General features: G+C 60.6%; 19 protein-coding genes. 10 read left to right on the top strand and 9 right to left on the bottom strand.

The window, feature by feature from the left end; genetic code table 11:
- Positions 1 to 306: 306 nt before the first annotated feature.
- Both VJ464_14560 and VJ464_14555 read right to left on the bottom strand, forming a co-directional pair.
- A complete protein-coding gene (locus VJ464_14560) occupies positions 307 to 834 on the bottom strand; it encodes a hypothetical protein (protein HKQ06354.1) in 528 nt (175 codons plus the stop codon).
- A gap of 201 nt (positions 835 to 1,035) precedes the next feature.
- Entirely contained in the window at positions 1,036 to 1,278 is a 243-nt protein-coding gene (locus tag VJ464_14555) for a hypothetical protein (GenBank protein ID HKQ06353.1), read from the bottom strand.
- A gap of 206 nt (positions 1,279 to 1,484) precedes the next feature.
- On the opposite strand from VJ464_14555, the gene VJ464_14550 reads away from it, so the two are divergent.
- The 6 genes from VJ464_14550 (at position 1,485) to VJ464_14525 (ending at position 6,969) form a co-directional block, all read left to right on the top strand.
- The gene (locus VJ464_14550) at positions 1,485 to 2,498 is read left to right on the top strand and encodes an OmpA family protein (protein ID HKQ06352.1); all 1,014 of its coding nucleotides are present in this window, start codon (positions 1,485 to 1,487) and stop codon (positions 2,496 to 2,498) included.
- Positions 2,499 to 2,891: 393 nt separating this feature from the next.
- Entirely contained in the window at positions 2,892 to 4,460 is a 1,569-nt protein-coding gene (locus VJ464_14545; protein ID HKQ06351.1) for an HYR domain-containing protein, read from the top strand.
- A 16-nt stretch (positions 4,461 to 4,476) separates the two neighbouring features.
- Positions 4,477 to 4,620 carry a hypothetical protein gene (locus tag VJ464_14540; protein ID HKQ06350.1) on the top strand — a complete coding sequence of 48 codons (144 nt, stop codon included), beginning with the start codon at positions 4,477 to 4,479 and terminating at the stop codon, positions 4,618 to 4,620.
- A complete protein-coding gene (locus VJ464_14535) occupies positions 4,613 to 5,641 on the top strand; it encodes a VWA domain-containing protein (protein ID HKQ06349.1) in 1,029 nt (342 codons plus the stop codon). Before VJ464_14540 ends, VJ464_14535 begins: the two co-directional genes overlap by 8 nt.
- 22 nt (positions 5,642 to 5,663) lie before the next feature.
- Positions 5,664 to 6,380, top strand: coding sequence for a Crp/Fnr family transcriptional regulator (locus tag VJ464_14530; protein HKQ06348.1), 717 nt, complete (start codon positions 5,664 to 5,666; stop codon positions 6,378 to 6,380).
- A 184-nt stretch (positions 6,381 to 6,564) separates the two neighbouring features.
- The gene (locus VJ464_14525; protein ID HKQ06347.1) at positions 6,565 to 6,969 is read left to right on the top strand and encodes a response regulator; all 405 of its coding nucleotides are present in this window, start codon (positions 6,565 to 6,567) and stop codon (positions 6,967 to 6,969) included.
- Positions 6,970 to 7,004: 35 nt separating this feature from the next.
- Here VJ464_14525 and VJ464_14520 read toward each other — a convergent pair whose 3' ends face one another.
- Entirely contained in the window at positions 7,005 to 7,187 is a 183-nt protein-coding gene (locus VJ464_14520; protein HKQ06346.1) for a PLDc N-terminal domain-containing protein, read from the bottom strand.
- Between the two features lie 266 nt (positions 7,188 to 7,453).
- Between VJ464_14520 and VJ464_14515 the strand changes: the two genes are divergently transcribed.
- Complete coding sequence (locus VJ464_14515) at positions 7,454 to 8,830, top strand: S8 family serine peptidase (GenBank protein HKQ06345.1); 1,377 nt, start codon at positions 7,454 to 7,456, stop codon at positions 8,828 to 8,830.
- A gap of 71 nt (positions 8,831 to 8,901) precedes the next feature.
- Here VJ464_14515 and VJ464_14510 read toward each other — a convergent pair whose 3' ends face one another.
- Positions 8,902 to 9,120 carry a hypothetical protein gene (locus VJ464_14510; protein ID HKQ06344.1) on the bottom strand — a complete coding sequence of 73 codons (219 nt, stop codon included), beginning with the start codon at positions 9,118 to 9,120 and terminating at the stop codon, positions 8,902 to 8,904.
- Between the two features lie 608 nt (positions 9,121 to 9,728).
- Between VJ464_14510 and VJ464_14505 the strand changes: the two genes are divergently transcribed.
- From VJ464_14505 to VJ464_14495, 3 genes are all read left to right on the top strand, one after another.
- Entirely contained in the window at positions 9,729 to 11,186 is a 1,458-nt protein-coding gene (locus VJ464_14505) for a di-heme oxidoredictase family protein (protein HKQ06343.1), read from the top strand.
- 165 nt (positions 11,187 to 11,351) lie between these two features.
- The gene (locus tag VJ464_14500; protein ID HKQ06342.1) at positions 11,352 to 12,119 is read left to right on the top strand and encodes a hypothetical protein; all 768 of its coding nucleotides are present in this window, start codon (positions 11,352 to 11,354) and stop codon (positions 12,117 to 12,119) included.
- Between the two features lie 55 nt (positions 12,120 to 12,174).
- Positions 12,175 to 14,061, top strand: a complete 1,887-nt coding sequence (locus tag VJ464_14495; protein ID HKQ06341.1) for a tetratricopeptide repeat protein — start codon at positions 12,175 to 12,177, stop codon at positions 14,059 to 14,061.
- 15 nt (positions 14,062 to 14,076) lie between these two features.
- Here the strand turns inward: VJ464_14495 and VJ464_14490 are convergent, their stop codons facing one another.
- From VJ464_14490 to VJ464_14470, 5 genes are all read right to left on the bottom strand, one after another.
- Complete coding sequence (locus VJ464_14490) at positions 14,077 to 15,600, bottom strand: amidohydrolase family protein (protein ID HKQ06340.1); 1,524 nt, start codon at positions 15,598 to 15,600, stop codon at positions 14,077 to 14,079.
- Positions 15,601 to 15,914: 314 nt separating this feature from the next.
- Positions 15,915 to 17,180: a neutral/alkaline non-lysosomal ceramidase N-terminal domain-containing protein gene (locus VJ464_14485; protein HKQ06339.1), complete on the bottom strand. Its 1,266-nt coding sequence runs from the start codon at positions 17,178 to 17,180 to the stop codon at positions 15,915 to 15,917.
- Positions 17,181 to 17,290: 110 nt separating this feature from the next.
- A complete protein-coding gene (locus tag VJ464_14480) occupies positions 17,291 to 17,554 on the bottom strand; it encodes a hypothetical protein (GenBank protein ID HKQ06338.1) in 264 nt (87 codons plus the stop codon).
- Positions 17,555 to 17,608: 54 nt separating this feature from the next.
- Positions 17,609 to 18,385 carry a glucose 1-dehydrogenase gene (locus VJ464_14475; protein ID HKQ06337.1) on the bottom strand — a complete coding sequence of 259 codons (777 nt, stop codon included), beginning with the start codon at positions 18,383 to 18,385 and terminating at the stop codon, positions 17,609 to 17,611.
- A gap of 129 nt (positions 18,386 to 18,514) precedes the next feature.
- Positions 18,515 to 19,576: a mechanosensitive ion channel domain-containing protein gene (locus tag VJ464_14470; GenBank protein ID HKQ06336.1), complete on the bottom strand. Its 1,062-nt coding sequence runs from the start codon at positions 19,574 to 19,576 to the stop codon at positions 18,515 to 18,517.
- Between the last annotated feature and the right edge of the window lie 21 nt (positions 19,577 to 19,597).

The following is a 19,597-nucleotide window of genomic DNA, read 5'->3' as shown; positions in this document are numbered from 1 at the left end:
CTTCCTCACCTGAGATTAAAGTCGCCTGCCGGCCTGCGTTACAGCCGATAAAATGGAGAGGCTGAATAAGCAGGACAGGTCATCAGTGGCAGGGCAATGTCTATGCCAGGGAACACCGGCGGAGGAATGACAGGAGGTTAACAATTGCTTCGGCAGGCGAGCCGCGCGTCTTTCATACGGCTTTGGTACAGCCGCTGTACGCGTTTGTCGGAACTCCTGGCGTGAGGCACAAGCCTTTTGCCGTCGAGCCATCGCCTGCGGATTCAAGCGCCGCGCGCGGCGCTTGAATCCGCAGGCTGATTACGGTCAGCGCATGGCCGTGAGCGCGTCGGCCAATTGATCGATCACCTTGAGCAAGGTCCTTCCCGCTTCGTCAAAGCGGTTAGAGGCCGCCTGGTTCTCGGCGGCTTCGGCGGCGCGCGCTACCCCGACGAGGTATTGATAGTAATTCCTTAACGTCGGGTGGAAGCGAAAATCGCTCTCCAGCTTATCCAAGCCTTCGCGCACGCTGCGGATGCTGTCGCGGACGCGAGTTTTGTTGCGCTCGTTCTGCTCGCGCGCCGCCGGCGAGGCTTCATTCTTGCCGACCGCCTGATCAACGGATTCGATGCCTTTGACAACGCCGCCAAGCAGGTAGGCGAAATGCGTCATGGTCTTGATCTGCGCCGCGATTTGCGCGGCGCCGGCCTTGAGGTCGGCCGCGGTTTTTTCAGTCGCCGCTTTGGCGGCACTCGCGCCGCGCCGCGCGGGTGTGCGCCGCCGCGTCTGCGAACGAACGTCCGCCGTCAGCACTGTGAGCATGAAGGCGAGAACGAAGATGAGCACTTTTCTCAAGATGGATTCTCCTTTGGCGATGCCCGCGCGCCACCAGGGATTGATCCTGCGGGCGGCCTTTTAACTCTACCTTAACTTATGGCGCATTCGCGTTGATTTGTCGAGTTCGGACGGCTCGGCGCGCGGCTCTTTGTATAGATCATCGCTGTTGCGACACTCAAGTTGAAAGTAGCACAACCTACATTATGAAGACATGGTTGATCACCTGGCGTCGCTGCCGCCGCCCGGCAAGGCCCGCAAATCGCCGGGCGTATGAAAACAGCGCAAATGGAAAAATTTTCCGAAAAAATTACATAGTTGGGGAATGTCAGGTTGCGCCGCTGTTCTTGAAACGCTGAAACTATAAGCCTTTAGCCCGGTTCGCAGCGATGGCCGCAACCCCCTTTTGGCGTAGCACACCGTTTGCACCTTGCTGTCGGAGTGATGAATGGTTTCGAGATTCATTTAACGAGCATTGCTGGATGCGGGCGCGCAAGCGGCGCGACCCCCAACCGACAGGTCAACCGCTCTCCGTTCGAGCCCGCAGCCAATCTCGATCCGCATCCGCAGGCAGAAGGTCATCAGTCAAGCCCGTTCCATTCCCTTATGGAATGCAGCCCTACGGCCTTCAATTCACATGAATTCCATCTCAAACCCGTTTGGAGAATATTATGAAAAAAATGTCAATTTTGAATGTGTTCGCGTTGTCCCTGTGTCTGATGTTGACCGCTTCGGTCATGGCTTATACACAGTCTGATTCGCGCAAGATGCAGACGCAGGTTGCCTCCGGCCAGAAGATGAAGCTACAGGGGACGATCACCAAGCGTGACAACGACACCTTCACGCTGACCGACGCTGCGGGGGCGGAAGTCACCGTCCACCTCGCCGGCAATACCAAGATTGAAGAGAAGAAGAGCAACCCGTTCCGCGGCTCCAAGAAATACTCGTCGGCGGACGTGGTGCGCGGCCTCTTCGTTGAAGTCGAAGGACGCGGTGACGCTTCGGGCGGCATCGTTGCCGACAGGATCAAATTCTCAAGCGACTCGCAGCGCGTCGCTGTTTCGATCAACTCGACGGTCGTGCCGGTCGAAAACCGCGTCGGCCAGGCCGAGACTCGCCTGAGCGAAGCCGAGCAGAATGCGCAACGCCTGTCGGGCCAGGTCGAAGAACTGAGCCAGGTCGCCAATCTTGCTTCGGGCGGCGCGGCGGCAGCCCAGAAGAGCGCCGACCAGGCAATCGAAGGCGTCAACAAGACCAACGACCGTATCAGCTCGCTCGATGAGTTCGAGGAGAAGAACACCGCCAATATCCTCTTCAAAGTCGGCAGCGCCGTGCTGACTGCGGAAGGCAAGGCGGCGCTCGATGAAGTCGCGACCCGCGCCAAGAGCGAGCATGGGTACGTCATCGAGGTGCGCGGCTTTGCGTCGTCGGATGGCTCCGAGAGCCTGAATGATCGCCTCAGCGAGCGCCGCGCCGACGCCGTCATGCGCTATCTGGCGCAGCACGAAATTCCGCTGCGGCGCATCGTCCTGCCCTTCGGTTACGGCGAGGCGATGCCGGTGGCCGACAATACGACGCGCGAAGGGCGCAAGCAGAATCGCCGCGTCGAGGTGAAGCTGATGGTCAACCGCGGCCTGTCTTCGCCGGTCAACGTCAACCACCCGGACACGAGCAGCTCGCATTAAGACCTTCGTCCCGTAGCTAGCCGCCGGGACAAAGGGCGCGGCCACGGATTTGATTGGGTAGCGCTATCGGACTGAATATCGGATAGCGCAGTCGCCCTCTCAAATCAGCGGCCGCGCTTTCATTTTTTCCCCTCCATTTCTAAATCCGAAACCAACGCGCAGGCATAATCAACGACGGCACAGCCTGAGGGGCTGACCGCCGGCAGACTCCTATCACTCGCAAACTGGCTGGCCTCGCTCTAGCAAACCGGGTTGTGATGATTGCGGTGATTCAAACGCCGTAATTTTTTATCTATAGGCTTTCGACGAACAAAAAAACTTCTGACTGTGATCTTTTTCTCAGGCGATTTGCGCATGAGTGAATGAGGCCGTAAGCCGAACGCCTCTATTGACGTGACGACCAACATCACCTGCGCGCTGGGCGGCTCGTTCCGCATCACTCGCGTACTATCGAACGGCAACACGCAGACCAGCGGCGGAGTGACGCCGCAAAGCTTTGGCGGGCTTACGCCGAATTCAAACTACTCGATCACCAACATTCAGCCGACGGTCAACGGGACGACTTACATCGGCCCCGCGACCATCACAGGCACGACCGGCGGGCCGGGCAGCACAATAACGGTGACGTTGCTTTATCAAGATAACACCGCCCCGACGATCACCTGCCCGGCTAACGTCACGCGGTCGAACGACCCGAACCAGTGCGGCGCGACCGTGAACTATCCGGCGCCGACCGCAAGCGATAACTGTGCGGGGCTGGGCGCCATCAGTTGCTCTCCGGCTTCGGGATCATTCTTCCCCACCGGCACGACCAGCGTGACTTGCACGGTGCGCGACGCAGCCAACAATCCGGCCAGTTGCTCATTCAGCGTCACGGTGAATGACACTCAGGCGCCGACCATCACCTGCCCTGCTAATGTCATGCAGTCCACCGACCCGGGGCAGTGTAATGCAGTCGTCAACTACGCTGCTCCGACTGTAACCGACAACTGTCCGTCCAGCGCGACACCGACTTGCTCGCCCGCTGCGGGAAGCTCTTTCGCGAAGGGCACGACGACGGTCAACTGTACGGTGACCGACGCCTCGGGTAACTCCGCCGGTTGCAGCTTTACGGTGACGGTCGTAGATGAGCAAGCGCCGACAATTACCTGTCCGGGCAACATCATGACAACGACTGATCCCGGCCAGTGCTCGGCCAAAGTCAATTACACAGCACAGGCAATGGACAACTGTCCCGGCGTGATGGTCGTCTGTAATCCGCCGTCGGGCTCGACCTTCAACAAGGGGACGACCGCGGTCACCTGCACGGCGACCGATGCGTCAGGCAAGACCGCGTCCTGCGCCTTCACTGTGGCGGTCGCCGATAAGGAAAAACCGACTATCGCCTGCCCGCCGAATCAGACGGCCTTCCAGGATTCGGCTTTCGGGGCGACGGTCAACTATCCCGCGCCGACCGTACATGACAACTGTCCCGGCGTCACATCGCAGTGTGTGCCGCCTTCCGGGTCTGTCTTCCCGCTGGGCGCAACGCCTGTGACCTGCACGGCGACCGACACCAGCGGCAATACGGCGTCGTGCAGCTTCACGGTGACGGTCGTGCCGCCACCTAGCACGGCGGGGGCTAAGGTGACGGGCGGCGGCTCGATTCTCGCGGGCGGTAAAGCGACCTTCGGGCTGACGGCAATGGCTTCGTCGCCGACCACCGCGCAGGGCAACGTGACCTATCAAGATCATGCCACCGGCATGACCGTCAAGAGCACGGCCATCACAGCGGTCGTCGTCGCGGGGACACACGCCCGCATTTTCGGAAAAGCAACGATCAATGGCGCGGGGCTATTCGATTTCGTCGTTGACGTAGACGACATCGGCGAGCCCGGAACCAGCGACACGTTCGCGATTCAAATCAGCAATGGCTATGCTGCCGGCGGCCTGTTGACCGGAGGCAATATCCAGCTCCACTGACAACCACCGGAAGCCAATGAAACGACGGGCGGGCCATGCGAATTGGCCCGCCCGTTTTTTATTGACGGTCGGTTTGCGCAATGCGAACATCAAAGAAGGGAGGATCGTCAAGCGCAATGCTGTGGATGCAAAATCTTTAGTGGAGGTGTCTTTTGCATAAACTTACATTAAGCCTTGCGATCTACCTTTTGATGAGCTTGATTCCGCTGCCGGAATCGTTTCATCACAGTTACGCTAACTCGGGCGCCGCTCAGCAACCGACGCAACAGACCAAACCGACGCAACAGGCCAAACCTTCGCCCAACCCACAACCGCCGCCGCCGGCTCAGGATCAGGATGCGCCCGTTCGCCTCAGTTCGCGGCTGGTGATGGTCCCGGTATCGGCTTCGGACTTGGAGGGCCAGCCGGTCAAAGACCTGAAAGCCGAAGACATCGTCATTGAAGAAGAAGGACGCCCGCAGCAGGTCGTCGCGCTCGGCGAGCCGGGCAAGACGCCCGTCGAGATTGCCCTGCTCTTCGACGTGTCGGGCAGCACTCACGGGCAGTTCGCTTTCGAGCAGCGGGCGGCAGAGCAGTTTATCAAAGAGGTGCTCAAGCCGGGTGATGGCGTGTCGCTGTTTTCCATCGGCATGACGCCGAAGATGGTCAAGGCGCGCACCACCAGCGGCGACGAAGCCATCGCCGGCATCCGCGCTATGGGGTCTTCGAAGGAGCCGACCGCTTTCTTCGACGCCATTGTTGAAGCCACGCATTACCTGAGCCAGAGCGCCGAATCCGGCAGCCGGCGCGTGCTGGTCGTCATCTCTGATGGCGAAGAGAACTACAGCACGCGCTTTAAGCTCGCCGACGCGCAGCGCGAGTTGCAGAAGAACGATTGCCTCTTCTACGCCATCAACCCGAGCGGCGGCGGCATTCGCCTCAACACCATCAGCATCAAAGGGCAGCGTTCGCTCGAAGCCATGGCGGCAGAGACCGGCGGCGAGGCGTTCAACCTGCTCAAAGTCGAAGACCTCGAAGCCGTCTTTCGCCAGATTGCCAACGAGCTACAGGCACAATACCTTTTCGGCTATTACGCCACGGATGTGCCGGGCGGCGACTTCAAGCGCATCACCGTGCGCGCCCCCCGACGCCCAAACCTGCGCATACGCGCTCGTCAGGGCTACTATACGACGAAGCCTTAGAAGTAAGGATGATGACGCGGCAATGACGGACCCGACACCGCCCGGCAACGGCATCGAGAACCGCATCCTGCTCAACCTCGCGGCGGCAGAGCGCGAGCAATTGCTGCCGTTGCTCGAACCTGTCCACCTGGGTTTCGGGCAGGTGCTTTATAACATCGGCGCGGTCATCGATTTCGTTTACTTTCACAACCGCGGCATGAGCTCGCTGATCTCTTACACGCAAGAGGGCGGCAGGATCGAAGTCGGCATGGTCGGCTACGAAGGCGTCACCGGCTTGCAGGCGTTTTTGGGCACAGGCATCTCCGAACATTACGCGGTGATGCAACTGGCCGATGACGGCCTGCGCATGGCTGCCGAGCCGTTCAAGCAGGCGTGCGCCGCGTTGCCGTCATTGCAAACCGTGATGCTGCGCTACACGCAGGCGATGATGACACAGTTCGCACAGTCGGTCGTCTGCGCGCGCTTCCATTCCATCGAGCAGCGGTTGTGCCGCTGGCTGTTGACCAGCCAGGACACCGTGCGCTCGGACGAAATCCGCCTGACCCAGGAATTCCTGGCGGCGATGCTCGGGGTCAATCGCCCCGGCGTGACCCTGGCCGCCCGCCTGTTGCAAACCGCCGGCTTGATCGATTACCGGCGCGGATTGATTGTCATCCTCGACCGCCAGGGCTTAGAGGCCGCCTCGTGCGAATGTTACGCCATGATTGCCGCCGCTTTTCGCTGGCTATTCGCCGCCTGAATGCCGCTCATCGTCTTCCCTTAGTTCGTTACCTGACAGACAATTTCCAGCCGCGCGGGTAAATTTACTTTTTGCTCTTGGTGTCTCAAGGCACTCCCCAGTAGTAATCAGGGCATACGCATCGGCGGTCATAGATCGCCCTTAAACTCAACTCTGTTTTCAGACCGGATCAAGGAGCGAGGCGTTGAAGGAGAAGGCCTGTATATTGATTGCTGATGACAGCATGGACAACTGCACGATGATGACGGCTCTGCTAGGGCATGTGGGCTACGCCGTAGAAACGGCGCGCACCGCCGCCGCCGCCTTACGGCTGGCGCAGGACAAAGCGTGCGACCTCTACGTCATCGATAGCTACTTCACGGACGCGCGCGGCACCGACCTGTGCCGGCAGATTCGCGCCCTCGACCCTCTGGCGCCGGTGATCTTCTATTCGACAGCTTATGGCAAGGCCGAGGCCGAAGCGGCCTTGCAGGCAGGGGCGCGCGCCTACGTCGTCAAGCCTGACATTGACGGGCTACTGCGCACGATTGCGCGACTGCTCGATCAAAGGGGCAAGGACGCCGACCCCGCGCTCTTTCTCTTTAACTGAGATCGAGGGGCGCCCTTCGGTCGCGGCGGCGCGGATCAGACGGCGTAACCCTTGTTGCGGAAGATCAGCAAGTAAATCCCCGCGGCGAAGACCGGCACCAGCAGAATCACCGCGATCAAAACGATCTTCGAAAAGGTGTCGCGGCTCGAATTCATCACGTGGGTGATGGCAAAGATGTCGAGGATGATGGCAGCAACCCACCATATTGTTCCAAACATAAGCGCTCTCCTTTACTCGTTAAGTGGCAGGCAACCGGACGATTGCTGCCGTCTTTAACCGTTACGAGTCGGTCGTTGCGAAAGTTCGTTTACGATGGCTGCAACCTTAACGCGAAAGCGAACCTGGCGCAAGCCCTGCGCCGGGCCGCTTCTTGACATCGGTGCGCGGCGGCCCATACAATCGCCTCGGTAGCTCTCGACTGCCTATTTGCTCAGGAGCGATGTTGAACATGCCGCTGCGGCGCCGATCTCGGATGCGATTCTGGTTGACAACCCTTTGCCTCGTGGCGCTCGCCGCGATGCCGATGCCGTCGCCGCGGGCGCGGGCCGCGGACGGCGATGTGCTCGAAACCTTTCAGGGCTATCTCGACCCGGCACCGCGCGGCATAGACGCGCGCTATGCCTGGACATTGCCCGGCGGGCGCGGCGAAAACGTCCGCATCTGTGATATTGAATACAACTGGAACCTGACGCATAACGACCTCGCCGGCGCAACCGCAAACCTGTTTGTCTATGTCAAAGGGCTCAACCCGCTGCCCGACCAGGCGATCAACGAAGCGAGCTGGAATCACGGCACGGCGGTCATCGGCGAGCTGGTGGCCGCCGATAACGGCATCGGCATCACCGGCATCGCGCACCGCGCCCAGCTCGGATTGATCAACCCGCTGACGGACAGCAATACGCCGGACGTCGCCGCCGCCATCCGTCGCGCCACCGCGGCGATGGAAGCGGGCGATGTGTTGTTGCTCGAACAGCAGTCGATTCAGGGGCCGCACTTCGACCCGTCAACCGGACGCGGGCTGGCGCCCATCGAAGTTGAGCCCGACATCTTTAACGCCATCAAAGCGGCGACCGCCAAAGGCATCATCGTCGTCGAATCGGCGGGCAATGGCTCGGAAGACCTGGATCATTCATCTTACGAGGGCAAGTTTGACCGCAATAAGCGCGACTCGGGAGCCATCCTGGTTGGCGCAGGGTTGCCGGAAGGCGGCGTCTACGGGCCGGGGCCGGATCGCACGCGAACCAGTGAATCGAATTATGGCTCCGCCGTCGATCTGCAAGGCTGGGGACGCTACATCACGACCACAGGGTATGGCGACCTGCGCCACGAACAGGGTGAGAACAACTGGTACACGATTGACTTTGGCGCGACCTCCGGGGCGACGGCGATGGTGGCGGGCGCGGCGGCCTTGCTTGAGAGCATCGTCAAAGAGCGCGGCCAGTCGCCCTTGTCGCCGACGGAATTGCGGCAATTGCTTAGAGCCACCGGCACGCCGCAGGTCGGCGACCTGAGCCGTCACATCGGCCCGCGCCCGGACCTGCGCGCGGCCATCGCGGCGCTTGACGGCCAGCCCACAGGCCCTCTGCCGGTGATCTCCGAAGTGCATATGAAAGGCCAGGGCGGCAAGCTCATCGTTGACGGCGAGCATTTTGCGGTCGGCGATTCAATCATCGAGATCAACGGCCAGACGGCGGGCAAGCTCAAGTACCCGGCGGGCTTCATCCTCGCCAATGGCCAGATCACTCGGCTGATGACCAAAGCAGATGTGACCGATCTGCTGCCGGCGGGCGTTGATGTCGCGGTGACGGTCTATACGCGCAGCACAGGGTTACGCTCGGAGCCATTCACCTTCCGCCGCTAGTGATCCGAATTATAGTGACGAATTGTCGGGGCCTGCCGCTCCTTCGCGGAGCGGCAGGCCCCAACGTCGTTTCAGTGACAGTTTCGCAGGCAGTTTTCAAGCCGTTCATGAGCGTGGCGTTCGCACTCGCGTCGCTCTCCGGGCGGCAGGTGCTGGCAGAACCGGCTCGCCTCGCGGAACGCTTCGCGACAATGTTGCACACACGGACGACCATCAGGCGAGGCTTCGGTCGAAGCAATCATCCCCACACCGAATACCAGCAGCACCACGATCAATAACCCTCTGCGCATAGCTTCTCCTTTCGATTTCGAGCACACGCGTCCCTCGGCAGCTTGCGGCCTGTGGGAGCGTCGGTTTGAGTTGAGGTAATGGTGGGAGAACCGTTCATGCTTATGACGCGGCCAGTGCGGCGGCGGTTTGAAAAAATGAGGGAAGGGACGACAAAAGCGTGCGGATAAAGCGAGCCCGGCGCATCGGCAAGCGCGGGCGCGGCGCTTGCCTGAGCCTGGCAATCTCATCACCGTTGCGACGAATCAGCGTATGTAACCATACTTGCATTCTTTATTGCAAATCCGTCCCAGCGATTATAAATTTCCATCCTTTGTTTTTTGACATAATCAAATTTAAATCTCATAAACCAGTCACATAGCTTCAGGCATCTCAGCGATCCTGATTGGTATATAGATTGCACGGCCCTCAGCATCCTCGGTCACGGCTATTTCTGAATCAGCCAAAGTTGTCAATCTTCACCTTAGATGACCTGGCACGTTGAGTCGTGAGAGGGAGCGAGCAAACCAGGGTTTTCGGGTACAACGCGCAACCATCACCCAGTTTTGGCAAGTCACCCAAGCTTGTCTTGGATGAAGTGTATTCCAAGATACCCAAGAGGAGATGCCCCATGCGGATCCTGAAGATAGCTGTATTCCTCTTCTTCGCGCTCTGGCTGGTTCTGCCGATGGTTAGAACGCATGTCGTCAGAGGGCAGGTCAGCAGCAACCCTGACTCGGTTGATTCGGACGCGGCGCTCAAATCTTTGCCTGCCTGTATAACGGGTAGAAATGGCCCTCCCGAGGCCAATACAGGGTTTGACGACCAGTCGATTGACCAGAATTTCGTCAGCGACTTTGCGCACCATCAGGACCAGCTGACCTTTGAAGCCGTAGACTTTATCACCGATGGGCTGGGGCCGGTCTACAATGCCCAGTCTTGCCGCGAGTGCCACCAAAACACCCTCACCGGCGGCATCAGCCAGGTCAATGAGCTGCGGGCGGCGATCAAGACCTCAGACCCCAACACCACCATTGATCCCACGGTCGTCATCAAAGATGATGCCGGCACCGAACGCTTCATCAGCGACCGCTCGCTGATCAATGACCGGGCGATCTGCCCGGCAGGCAAGTTGCTCTTCACCCAACTGCCGGACGGGTCGTTCTTCAATCACAAAGACGCGCAAGCCCAGGAGCGTGTCGATAACATTGTCAACAGCAACCACAAACCGGTTCCTGAGGAAGACATTGTCACCACCTTCCGCACCTCGCTGAACCTGCTTGGCGATGGCCTGGTCGAGGCGGTCAACAGCAACGATCTGCAAAACATCGCCAATGGCCAGCCGGTGAATATGCGGGGCACGTTGATTCCGGTCAAGGTGCTTGAAGCGCCCGGCGATCCGGTCTTTCGTATCGGTCGCTTCGGCTGGAAGAACCAGCAGGCCAGCTTGCTGTCGTTTTCCAGCGATGCCTATCTCAACGAGATGGGCATCACCAATCGCCTCGATCCCGACGGCCTCGGCCCCGGCGTCGATGTTACGCCGGTCTGCGACGACGTGCCGCAGCCGAACCACAACGCCATTGAAGATGAAGAGAACGACATCGATAGCTTTGCGCGTTTCATGCGGGCGACGAAAGCGCCGCCGCGGGCGCCGCATTGCGAGATTTGCCCGAACCCAGACCCGGTGATTCAAAAGGGCTTTCAGCTGTTTGGTGAGATGAAATGCACCGTCTGCCATGTGCAAACGCTGTTCACCCAGCCGGTGGGCACATGGATCAACGGCAATACGTTTCAGATCCCGCCGGGGCTGGGTTGCCGCCAGTTCCATCCCTTTGGGGACTTCTTGCTGCACGACCTGGGGACGATTGACATCACGCAGGGCTTGGCGCCGGCCAACCGTGTGCGCACGGCGCCGCTCTGGGGGGTGCGCACACGCGACCGTCTGATGCACGACGGGGCGTCGCTCACCTTCGTGGATGCCATCCGCCGTCACCACAATCAGGCACAGGTCTCCTTTGACGCCTTTTTCGATCCCAACCGTCCCGACAGTGATCGAGCGGCGGTCATCGCCTTCCTGAAATCGCTATGACCGCCTGCCCGTTTCGATGACGCCGGGCCGTTTTCCCGGAGGCGGGTCAGGACCACTGACCCGCCTCCGGTACGCCGATTTTATCGACGTCTACGCCGTTGCTCGCCAGGGGCAGCGCGCCGCGCGGCGACCTGGAGACAGAGCCCACGGCAGGAGGGAAGCTGAATGAAAAAGGACGCAGCACGACGCTTGATGCGAAAGATTCTACTCGGCTCGTCACTGATTGCCGCGACCGGCTGTTTGGGATGTGCTAGGCCGGAGCCGCCTGCGGCAGCGCCACCGTCACCTGAGCAGGCGGCGAGCGCCCCGGCTCAGCCGCTTCAGCAAGCTGCCTCTGTCGAAGCGGTCAAGTTGCCGCCGCCCAACCTCAGGCAGGTGAAAGAGGCCATCAACGTGGCGTATCAGAATACGGTGACCATGGTGGCACAGCAATTCTGCGTTGGCGATTTTGATGGCGACGGCTCGCAGGACCTCGCCGTGGTGGTCAAACCGGCAAACGGGATGCTGCCAAAGCTCAACAGCGAATACGCCAGGTGGAAGCTCGATGACCCGCACCATGTCATTGCCCCCAACCTGCACAAGATCACTCGGCCCTCTGCCGCGCCGCACGAGCCGGTGCAAGCCGCGCCGGGAGAGCGTCTGCTGGCCATCGTTCACGGCCAGGGGCCATATGGCTGGCGGCATCCGGGAGTCAATAGTGCCTATTTGCTGGTCCGTGCCAGCGGCTACGAGATCGCCGCTCAACCCGTGCGGGAGTTTTTCAACCTTGCCAAAGACCAGCAAGCCTTGCCGAGCCTGCGGGGTGATGTCATTCAGGAGCGGATGGCCGGAGCCGTGGGATTCCTCTATTACACAGGGGCGGCATACGCCTGGTTCGAAGGCCGCCAAAAACCGGCGGCGCGCCCGGCGGCGCCCATGAGCCATCTCCGGTGAAGCCCCGGACGCCCGGCCAGCGTTGCGTATTCGCTTTGGCGTCAAGGAAGCGCACATGACAAACAGCGCCAGTATCCTGATGCAGCAGGTGATGAAAGCAGGCGGCGGCGGCAAGGCCAGGCGGCGCGACTGGCTGACCTGGCGCCGCTGGCTCCCCTTGTTCGTCCTGGTCTTGACGTTTGCTGCCTATGCCGGGACGCTCGGCTATCAGTTCGTCTATGATGACACAGAGCAGATCATCAGAAACCCGCAACTGCTTTCCTGGCACTACGCGCCGCGCTTCTTTGTCGAGCATGTATGGGGGCATCAAAATCCGAATCCCATCGGCAACTACTACCGTCCGCTGTTCCTCCTGTGGCTGCTGGTCAACCGCATGCTGTTTGGGCTGAATCCTTTCTGGTGGCACCTGACGACGGTCGGGCTTCACCTCGGCGTGACCTTTATGGTCTACAGGCTGGCGCGTCGGCTGGTCGGCGAGCCGACGACAGCGGCCATCGCGGCGCTGCTGTTCGGCCTCCATCCGGTTCACATTGAAGCGGTGGCCTGGATTTCAGGAGTGACCGAGCCGTTGATGGCCTGCATGCTGATTGCCAGTTTTCTCTGCTATCTCAATCAGCGCGACGGCCCGGCACACGCCGGGCGCTGGCGGGCGGCCTCACTGCTGTTCTATGGCCTGGCGATGCTGGCAAAAGAGACGGCGCTGGTGTTGCCTCTGCTCATCCTCGCCTACGAATGGGCGACGGCGGGAGCCGACGCTGCGGCGTCGGTTGCTGCCGCGCCGCCGGTCGCTTGCTTAAAGGATCGCTTGATCGACTCCGTCAGGCGGGTGGCGCCCTATCTGGCGCTGACGGTCATCTACCTGGTGGTGCGCGCCGTTGTCCTCAAGGGGTTGGCGCACCCGTCAATGCATCTCTCGCTAGCGACGACTCTGCTCACCTGGCCCGCGGTGTTGTGGTTCTATGTGAAGCTGCTGATCTGGCCCGTGGGCTTAAGCGTCTTCTACGATACGCCGTATGTCAGCGCCCCCGGTCTGCGGAATTTTCTGGTGCCGTTGATGGCCCTGACCGCCACTGCCGCGTTCCTGTGGCAGTGGTCAAGGCGGACGCCAGTGGTGCGCCTGGCGGTCGCCTGGCTGGTGCTGCCCATCTTGCCTGTATTGAACGTGGCGGTCTTCTACGATGGCGAGTTGGCCCATGACCGCTATCTGTACGTGCCCTCGGTCGGCTTTGTCATCCTCCTGGCCGTCGCCGCCCGTCGCCTGGTCGCCGGCTCAGCCAAGCTCTTGGGCCAGCCGGCCTTGCAGGTGCTCGGCATCTTTACCCTGGTTTGCGTGCTCAATCAAGCAACCGTGACGCAAGCGGTTTACTGGGCGGATAACCTCTCGCTCTACTCCAGGGGGGCCGCCATCGCGCCGAACAATTTTCTAGCGCTCAATAATCTCGGCAGCGCCCTGGCGAAACAGCGTAAATTCGAAGAGGCCATCGGCCTGTACCTCCAGGCGCTTGAGCGCAGGCCGCTCTACTGGTCATCGAACTGTAACCTGGCTTACAGTTACTACGCGCTCGGCAAGTACGCGGAGGCGGAACGATACCTGCTGCGCGCCATGGAGATTTATCCACGCAACGTGCGGCAATACTTCTGCCTCGGCCTGATCCAAATGAAGCTGGGGCGGTTGGAAAACGCGTCGGCGATGATCGGCCATGCCATCGAGTTGCAGCCACAAGAACCGGACTACCACTATGGACTTGGCCTGGTGCTCAAGCAGCAAGGCAACCTGACGGCGGCGCTGACTGAACTGAATGCCGAACTCATCATCGGTCCCGATCATCCGGGCGTGCGGGAGGAGATCGCTGCCATCGAAGCCCAATTGCGGAGCGGTTCGGCGGGCGAATCAAGTCCATCCAATCCGCCCGCCGAACCGGAGTTCCGCAACCTCGACTGAGTGACGGTCAGCGGTCTAGCTGCCGTAGACCCAGCCGTACTGTGTGTTCGACCGTTGCCCGCCGTCGTTGCGGTACTCGGCCTTGAGCTTCGTCACGTAATCATTCGGGATGGCGTGCAGCTTCGCCTTCACATCAACCCCATACACACGCGCCGCGTTCAGCCCGAAGATTTTATTCTTGGTCTCTGGCGTCAGCGGCTTCCAGCCGAATTGCTTCATCAGCTCCGCGGGCATCTGGATGCGGCGGAAGGCTTCGATCTGCCATTGCGGCGAGCCCCACCAGATCGAATCGGTGCCCCACAGCACATGGTCGTCGCCGAAGGCATCGATCAACATGCCGAGGACGTGGCAGCAGAGCATCGGGTTGGTAATCGCCAGCATGCCAAATGTCGAGCCGATCTCCATGTAGACGTTCTTCATCTTCGGGTTCTTCTTGCGCGCCGCGCAGATGTCGCTCACCCACGCGACGTAGCCGTCTTTCAGCGGGTCGCCGGTGACCTTCAGGTCGCCGGTCTGGAACGCCTTGATGATCTCCTGAGCGCTTTCGAGTCCCTTGAAGCCCGAGTGGTAGAGGATGAAGGTCAGGTCTGGGAAATCCGCCGCCGCTTTCGGCACGTCACGCGGGTTGCAGTGTTCGACGTTGAAGCCGGGCAGCGGCAGTCCCTTGTGGACGCAGATCAGCTTGATGCCGGTTTTGCGGGCGTACTCGAAGGTGGGATAGGCGATCTTTTCATCGTCCAGCCACCAGCCCTCTTTCGTCGGCCCGAGCCCCTGACCGGTGTAGCCCTTCCACGCCTCGATCTTCAACTGCTCGGCTTGCCGGTGCATGTTCTCCATGTTGGGTGCGCCGAGGTCCGGCGAAAACAGCCCGTGCGAGACGATGCGGCGCGATGCCGCCAGGCCATTGATCTTGGCGCGCGTTTCGATCATGTCGGGCGGCGGCAGGATGTTCGAGTTGTCCGTCGGCGACGGGAAGCCCGAAATCACCGCCACCAGCGTATCGCTGTCCAGGAAAATCTCTTTGATGTAGTTGGCCAGGTAGAGGTCTTCCATCTTGTGCGCGTGGCCCTTGAGGTCGGGGTTCCAGCGCTCGGCGACTTTGCGATAGCCGAGCAGCGGCAAGACCTGACGGCCCGACGAGACATGGTGCGTCTGGATGTCGAAGATGAACTGATTCTTCGGCCACTTCTCGTCGTAGGCCGCCGGCTCGATCATCTCGCTGGCCTCGACATCGAAGAATTTGCCGAAGACCGAATTCATCGCCATGAAGGCCGTCGCCATGCCGCCCGAGGTTTGCAGGAACTGGCGGCGCGTGACGCCGAGCAGCTTGGCGTTGTGGTCGGCCAGGCCGATCAAGTTGTGCTGTACGCGCTTCTGCTCGTCGGTCTGCGGATAGGGCAGATACTCTTCGTTTGAAACCACCTGCGTCGGGATCGGCAGGTTGAGATTCATCTCTTCATCGAACTCAGACTTTTGCACGAACCGGCGCACGGCGCGGCGGGCGCGCGAAGCCGACTCAGCGAGCTTGCTTTTCTTCACGGTACATCCTCCATTGCTTGGCCTATGGGCCTGGATATTGATTAAGAGCTAATCCGGGTCGGTCACTCCTGGCGCCGAGGGCCGCGCACACCGGCGCGCGATCCACGTCCGGTTCCGGTCATTCGATTTTGACTAGAGGAGTTCCGAAGCTGAGAATCCACTGGACAATGGCTTTATACAGAAGGCGGCGGATTTAATCAATGCGCCGGCAGCGACATCCTGAGTCGAAGCTCATTTCTCCTGGGAGCGCGGGCATCTTGCCCGCCGGTCTTGTGCAGACGAGAAACGGCGGGCAAGATGCCCGCGTCCCCAGGTTATTGTTTGCCGGCGGCGGGGCGGAGTTTTTCGAGCGCTTGAAAGGCTTCGTTGGTGATGAAGCTTCCCCAGCCCGGGCCGAACAGCGAGATCGATGATTCGTAGGTGCCGTGCCGGTATTCGTCTTCGGTGATGATATAGCCGAGCGCGTCGTTGGTCAGCCCCAGCAGAAAGGTCTTCTCAAACCCGAGCAGCTTGCCGCGCTCTTTCACTTGAAAATTGAGAATGCTGCTCAACTCGCCGGGGATCGTCACAAAGGCGATGCGGTTGTCGAAGCTGATGCCGCAGACTTCGGTGTCGTACGACGGCGGCAAGGTGATCTTCACAGCGGCGCGCGGCGGCGGGACGGTCTGCGCCTGAAAGGCGCGGCGCACGAGGCGGATGTCAACCGCGTCTTGGAGCGCGACCATCAAGGTGACTTTGAAGACTTCGGCGGCGAGAATCTGGCCGACGTTTTCGGCGCGCTGGAATTCGTCTTTGCCCTGAAAAGCGCGCGGCGCAACCGTTCCCTGCGCGCCGTTGGCAAAGATCGCCATCACGTCGCCGCCGATCATCTGTTCCAGGGCGCGGCGGGCGTAGTAGACGTAATCTGCCGAGAACTCGAAATTCTTATCGCCGACGACCGTCGGGTGCGCCGCAAAGTTCATCAGCACAGCCATCGGACGCCCCGTGTCTGTGGCGTCAACGCGAATGACGCCGACCTCCGGATCAATCGGCCCGTTCGGCGGCCAGGTCGAGCGGAAGCGCGAGATGCCGCGCGCTTCGCCTGCGCCGAACGCGATGCGGGCGGCGCGCATATGCTGGTTGGCAGTGATGACGGCCTGGGCGGCATGCTCTGAATAGGCATCGCGAATCGCGGCGTCGTAGCGGCCCGCGAGGATGGGAAACGGTTCGAGGTAAGCGCCGCCGCCCGAATGCGTGTGTGACGACATGACAAAGAGGTGATCGGGCGCAATGGCGGTGGCTTTGTTGACCCGCTCACGAATGCGCTCGACCATCGCGTGGTCAAAGCCGAGATGGTCTACGCTGAGGAAGGCGATCTTTTCAGTGCCGTTGTCGATGACCAGGGCGCGCGCTTCGGTCGGGTCGTGAACGCCCGTCGAAGGTCTGCCGAGCCGCCCGCCGTAACCGGCCAGCGGCGTACCGACGGGCGGCGTGATGTCCGACTTGCCGGTGCCGGCCAGAAGTTTGGCTTGCGCGCGGGCTGACGCGGCGCCGCAAAAAATGAGAAGCGAGACGACGACAACTGTCCGAAGCTTTCGCATACCGGGTGACCTTTAAGCAAGAAAGACAAAGCCGGGACGCGGCGGGCACGGTCATGCTGGGCCACGCTCGCGCCTCGGCTTTGCGCAATGATTAATGAACGCCGGCGCGACTAGCCGAGCTTGTAGCTGTAGTTGAAGCCGCCGCTGGCGATGGCGAAGATGACGTACAAAATGATCAGCCCCGTCCAGATCATCATGATGTTTTTGATGCCGACCTTGCCGGCGTTCATCCAGCCCCAGATGAACGCCCAGAGGCCGCAGATCAGGCCGATGATGCCCTGCACGGCGCCGGCGGTCTGAAACATCTTCACCACGACGATAATCTGACAGATGATCGCCCCGACCAGGGCCACGATAGCCAATATTCCTAACATGCTTTTGCTCTCCTTTTTTTTGAGTGTGATATTCGAATGTTTGCCTGAGTGCTGCTAGGCGATGGTACTGCCGCCATCAACGACGATGGTTTGCCCGGTGATGTAGCCGGACGCCGGCGACGCCAAAAAGACGGCGACGCCTTTCAACTCGCCCGCCGCGCCGACGCGGCCCATCGGCACGCCGGCCTCGATCTGCTCCTGCGCGTGCGCGAGAACTTTTTCGGTCATGCGGGAAGGGAAGAAGCCCGGGGCGATGGCGTTGACGCGAATGCCGCGCCGCGCCCACTTGGCGGCGAACTCGCGGGTCATGGCGATCAGGCCGCCCTTGGCGGCGACGTAGCTGACGATGTGCTGGCCATTCTCCATCGAGCCTTTCAGGCCGGCGACCGAGGCGACGTTGATAATCGTGCCGCTGCGCCGCTTGAGCATCTCGCGCCCGGCGCGCTGCGAAAACAGGAACGCCCCGGTCAGGTTGATCTTCAAGACCATCTCCCACTTGTCTAGCTCGTGCTCTTCGATGGGCTGGCCCCAGGTGACGCCGGCGTTGTTGACCAGGATATCGATCTGCCCGAAGGTGGCGATGGTGCGGTCAACCGCCGCCTGCACCTCATCAGAGCTCGAAACGTCACAAATCATGCTGTCGGCATGGATGCCGCGGGCGCGGAACTCATCCATCGTCGGCGTTAGCCATTGCTCGCGGCGGGCGAGCAGCATCAAGGACGCGCCGGCTTCGGCCAGGCCCTCGGCCATCTCCTGGCCGAGCCCGCGCGAGCCGCCGGTGACGAGCGCCACCTTGCCGGTCAGATCAAACAACGCTTTCAGTGTCGGCACGTCTGATGATCCCTTCCGCTGAACTTAACTGTGAACTAATCTGACGAGCGAATGATTTGCAGCCTTCAGGAGCCGCGAGGCCGAAACGAGTCTATCATTTTTCTTTGAAATGGCAAGCGGCGACCGGCGTTAGCGCGCGTCGCCTTTGGGGAACATGGCGCGCTCCGGCTCGGCGTTCAAGCGGGCGAGCATCTTTTTAATCAGGCGCGTCTTGACGCGGCCCTGCTCTTTGGGCACGACCAGGTAACGGACGATGGCTTCGAGCCAGGTATTCTCGCTGACGCGGAAGACGACGCTCGGTTGCTCTTTGACTTCGAGCTGGTCTACGGGCGTCTTGGCCAGCAACTCGCGGTAGACGCGAACGCGCTCCATCATCCCTTCGCCGATCTCTTCTTCGGCGGTCTCCTGCATGACGCGGCCAACGAATTCCAGGTCGCTGCCATAAGCGAGATTGAATTTGATTTCGTTCCAGATGTAAGGAAAGAGCGGCCAGCTATAATTGAAGACGGTCGAGCCGAGCACCTGCGAGTTGGGAAACTTGATGATCCTGCCGCTCGGGTGGTCGGTCGAGAGGTACTGGCCGCCGAATTCCCAGAGCGTCGTGTCGAGGTAGCTGACATCGATGACGTCGCCGGTCGCGTCGCCGATCTTGATGCGGTCGCCGACGCGATAGGGCTGGCGCACCAGGATATAGATCCAGCCGATGAAGCTCGACAGCACGGTCTGCATGGCGAAGCCGAAGATCAGCGACACGACGCCGAGCGAAACGACCGCCGTGTACCAGTTGATGAAGACGACCGAGATAATGATGAATACCATCACCAGCCCGATCAACAATCGCAGGATGCGGCGCAGGTTGAAACGGTTCACGGTGTCGTGAACCCTGCCGATCAAGTAGACCTCGACGGCCTTTGCCAGCGTCAGCACCAACACGATTAAGATCGCGCCGCGGGTGTAGCGCAGCAGGAAATCAACCATGTTGTCCGGCAATCCGAAGAAGCGCAGGCTGAAGAGGTAATAAAGCACCCCGAGGCCGACCAGCAATATAACGTAGGAGCCGAACCAGAGTTTATCGCTGGTTGCCGCCTTCGGCATTTCGGGCGACGGGCGACCGGCAGTTTGATCCAGCGCCTCGCGGACATCTTTCTGTTGTTCTAACTGTTTGGCTTGTTCACGCACCCGCTCAGACACGGCACCTCCGATGAAAGCGAC

It is taken from the genome of Blastocatellia bacterium, from assembly GCA_035275065.1.
Taxonomy (GTDB): Bacteria; Acidobacteriota; Blastocatellia; order UBA7656; family UBA7656; genus DATENM01.
Note: the sequence above shows the minus strand (reverse complement) of the source record. Positions and strands in the feature narration are given on the sequence as shown.